Source organism: Okeania sp. SIO2F4, assembly GCF_010672385.1.
Taxonomy (GTDB): Bacteria; Cyanobacteriota; Cyanobacteriia; order Cyanobacteriales; family Microcoleaceae; genus Trichodesmium.
Genome location: NZ_JAAHGT010000938.1, coordinates 1 through 3,765, shown reverse-complemented (window position 1 = coordinate 3,765; position 3,765 = coordinate 1). Strand labels below are relative to the sequence as shown.

The 3,765-nt window shown below is 33.0% G+C and carries 4 protein-coding genes; 1 reads left to right on the top strand and 3 read right to left on the bottom strand.

What is annotated here, in order from left to right; genetic code table 11:
- Window positions 1-805 precede the first annotated feature (805 nt).
- On the top strand, window positions 806-943 hold the full coding sequence (locus F6K22_RS35250) for a photosystem II reaction center protein K (RefSeq protein WP_094677471.1): 138 nt from the start codon (window positions 806-808) through the stop codon (window positions 941-943).
- A 922-nt stretch (window positions 944-1,865) separates the two neighbouring features.
- On the opposite strand, the gene F6K22_RS42705 is transcribed toward F6K22_RS35250, so the two are convergent.
- The 3 genes from F6K22_RS42705 to F6K22_RS35240 form a co-directional block, all read right to left on the bottom strand.
- Window positions 1,866-2,012 carry a glutathione S-transferase family protein gene (locus F6K22_RS42705; protein WP_363275124.1) on the bottom strand — a complete coding sequence of 49 codons (147 nt, stop codon included), beginning with the start codon at window positions 2,010-2,012 and terminating at the stop codon, window positions 1,866-1,868.
- A 6-nt stretch (window positions 2,013-2,018) separates the two neighbouring features.
- Entirely contained in the window at window positions 2,019-2,411 is a 393-nt protein-coding gene (locus F6K22_RS35245; RefSeq protein ID WP_363275122.1) for a glutathione S-transferase family protein, read from the bottom strand.
- An 80-nt stretch (window positions 2,412-2,491) separates the two neighbouring features.
- Window positions 2,492-2,956: a hypothetical protein gene (locus F6K22_RS35240; RefSeq protein WP_293109169.1), complete on the bottom strand. Its 465-nt coding sequence runs from the start codon at window positions 2,954-2,956 to the stop codon at window positions 2,492-2,494.
- Window positions 2,957-3,765: the final 809 nt, after the last annotated feature.

Below are 3,765 nucleotides of genomic sequence, written 5' to 3'. Positions count from 1 at the left end.
CTGTGTTCGCTTATAGATCAATCAACTAAGGATTTATATAGACCTTTTTCCGCAGCTTTGGTTAATAAACCAGGTGATATGTCAATGAAAAGTTAAATCCAGCAGGATTAACTTACACAAATCAAGCCAAACAAGATGAAAATGGGATATTTACCTAGTGGTCAATAGTCTAAGTCTGGGTTAAACAAATCTTGGCACTTATGCTCCCTTTGGTCAATTCTTTAATATACTAGGTGCTGTTGCCGAAAAAGCTTTTCATGTCGCGAAGCGAAATCCTAGACTTATAGAGTGTAGACCAAATTATACATCTCAATTACTTTCTGATCGTATCGGAAATTGTTTTTACAGATTGCAGTATCAGAGAATATAAGGTACTGGTTTCCATACTTGTCCAACATCTGTCTCATACATATCTGCCTAACTATCGTAGTTTTCAACCAAACTCATCAAAATTTTGACTTGGGACGATCCGCTTCAACCACTCGTTTACTTCTTGCTTAGACATTCTTTTCCTATTCAATATTCCATTAAATCAATGGTATACATTCTAGCTTGATGAAATCCCAAGATTTTGTGTTATTCCTAATTGGTAGAAATACTCAAACATTTTAGTTGGCTGTTAATTCACTAACTCAAGTTTTGAGATGTTTATGTCCCTCAAAGATTAATTGCTGCATTTAGCAAGGCCAATATTTTTATTAGTTGAGATTTATATTTGAAGATATAAATTTTGATACTAATGGCTCATCTTAAGATATACTAATATCATAAAATTTTTTTTGTGGAAAAAAGGTAGGTTGATGTTATGGAATTAGCAATGCTATTGGCAAAATTGCCAGAAGCTTACTCAGTTTTTGATCCGTTAGTTGATGTTTTACCAGTAATTCCTGTTTTCTTCTTGTTGCTAGCTTTTGTATGGCAAGCAGCAGTAGGTTTCAGATAAAAATTAAATCTCTAAATATAGCTATTAGCTTCCTTTCTAATCTAAATTATTAGCAATATGCTGACATAATAATAATTGGGAAGCTGATAGCTACTAAGTTTGGTAGTTGTAAACAAGTAATGATTTTTGCTACCTACTTTCTGAAAATTTAAGGGATAAACAAACTAATATCCTTACATATTTAGGAATACCCTAAATTTTTCATCTAGAGATAATTTATTTCTCTAGATTGTCTATTTTGGTTGATGTTTGTTTTATTTATTCTCCTTGCTTTAATGCTTTAAAGTAATATCAATTCTCAAAATTGAGTGGAGATTTAGTATAGGGCTTGCTGATTAAATCCAAAATAATTTACATATAAATACTTTAGTCTTTTTTATGCGAAAAAAGTACAAACTTTTTGCTTCCCATGGCTGAGAATGTGAGGATTTTTAGCAAACAAGGGGAGAAAAATTAAGGGGCAATTCTTTCAACTACATCTTCTGTAATTTCTATTTATCCTGACTCGGTCTTCCTGACTCCTGACTTCTACCCTCATCTATAAGACTTATTCAGCAAACCCTGGTATAGGTCGATAGTCATCATAAAAGTAAATGTCAGGAGTACAAAAATAGAAATTTTTGAATTGGTAGAGACCTTAATTGACAGGTTAGGAATATTAGGAATATATTGTTGAATTATCTCTCTAGTTAATTTCGAGAATTGGTATAAGCATTCACCAAGAAAAATGAACAACAAATTTGGAAAGTCACTCCAGACAATTCTTTATTTTGAAATTTCAAGATAGCCCGGTGATTACTAAAATTAGCAAATCTGCTTTTCCCCATATTTTTAATTTTCACTCACTATCTCAATACTCTCTTGGCTTGAAGCTAATAAATAATGACTGAAAACTGACTGCTGAATGCTTGAATATACCACATCAAGAACGATTAGCTATTGTCTTTTGAAAAGCAGGTCTTTCAGAAATTCGTTTAATATATGCCAAAACACTAGGATAGGAACTTAAATCCAACTTTAACATCATAGGAATGTAAGCCAATATTGAACCTACTGCTATATCTGCCACGTTGAATTATTCACCCATTAAATAAGATTGAGTGTCAAAAATTTTATTCAATGGAGTTAATAAACGGGGAGTTTCTTTTTCCCGACTCGCTTCGATAAAAATTCCAGGTCCGAGAGTAGCATTAGCAAACAATACCCACTGAAAAATTTCAGCTTTCTTTTCTAAATAATCAGGCATTTTGCCATATTTTTCTGCAACATATAACAGAATAGTTCCTGACTCCGAAAGTTTAAATTCTCCATCAACAATAGCAGGAACTTTTCCCATCGGATTAATCTCTAAAAAATCTGGTTTGAGATGTTCTCCTGACTGCATATCAAGAGTGATAAATTCATAAGAAGCTTCTATTTCTTCGAGATACCAATGAATAATTGATGCCCGACTACGAACACCCCCCATAAAGTTTTAGCACAACTATATACCTAATCTTAGATAACTGTAATTTTTGCTAGTTTTAAGATATTGAATCAACTGGAAGATTAAAGAACTTTGTGAGTATATTCGTGTTGCTTCACATTATCCTCAGAACTGACAATATTTTCTGCATTTAATATCCGCTTACGCTCTAGAGAATAGTTCAAATCATCACGACGACTTCCTAGAGGAACCAGAGATTTAACTTCAGGATGAATTTTATATGTGCGAGTAGCAGCGATCGCTCTCTCAGCAAAATTATCAGAGAATTGAGCTTCTCGAGGAAAATCTGTAGGCAGTAAAGGTGTATTTCCAGATAATACTGTCCCCAAAGTTGTGCCACAAGCTATTTGATAGGAAGTAGGGATTCCTTTAACTATAGCTTCAAGAGCTGCTGAAGGTATTGGTTCAACAATTTTTACTTGAGAGATTTCACCATCTTCTTTAATAAAGCAGGTTGCTAAACCAATTACTAAATAGTCGTCAGTAGATAAATCTGGGGCATTAGGATAAGCAGTGACAGTTGCCATAGGCTATTGTAATTTTTAGTTCTTAGATACTTAAGTCTTATTTTACCAACTGAGGGAACCAAGTCCTCAAAAAAATTTCATTTTCAAATTGAAGCGTCGCAGCAATTTATGTCAAAATTAATATTATTAAGTTAATCTAGCTCTCATTTTGATAAAAAATGGCAGGTTATGTTGCTTAAAGTATGGCTTGCTGATTAAATTTATAAGCATTTACATATAAAGGTTTTAGCCTTTTTAGGTCTTCAGGAATTATCTTTATTTTCAAATCTTCATGCTAATCCATGTTAGTATTTTGGCCAAGAGTTGGGCAAAAAAAATTACTCCCCTACTCCCCTAATCCTTAAAAAAGACTTTTGAGCGCAAACCCTAAAGTATAGTTCCCATACTAGCCTGGTCAATTTATCAAAATCAAGACTTAAGCAAAGGTACTATATATAGAGTTCAAAAACTATAACGTTATAGTTTTTAGCGCTATATACAGCCTCTCTGCGTAAGTCCTAAAAATAATAAGGACTCGGACTACCAAAATATCTTATAATTTAGATATCTAGACTGGAAAAAAGTCTTCTGATTAATATAGAAAAAAGTTTTTTTCGTTAATTAGGACTGGCTGATTAATTCTCAAAGTATTGACAGATAAAGACAAAAGCATTTTGGGTTGAAAAAAGTGTTGGCTTTTTGCACCGAAAAGCTCAAAAAGCTAGTATTTTGGGTTGACGTGAGGCAGAAAAATTACTCTTACAATTCTTACTCTTACCTCCTCTAAATTCCCATTTTTTTTGAGGGCTGACTCCTACCCGTATTAAAAA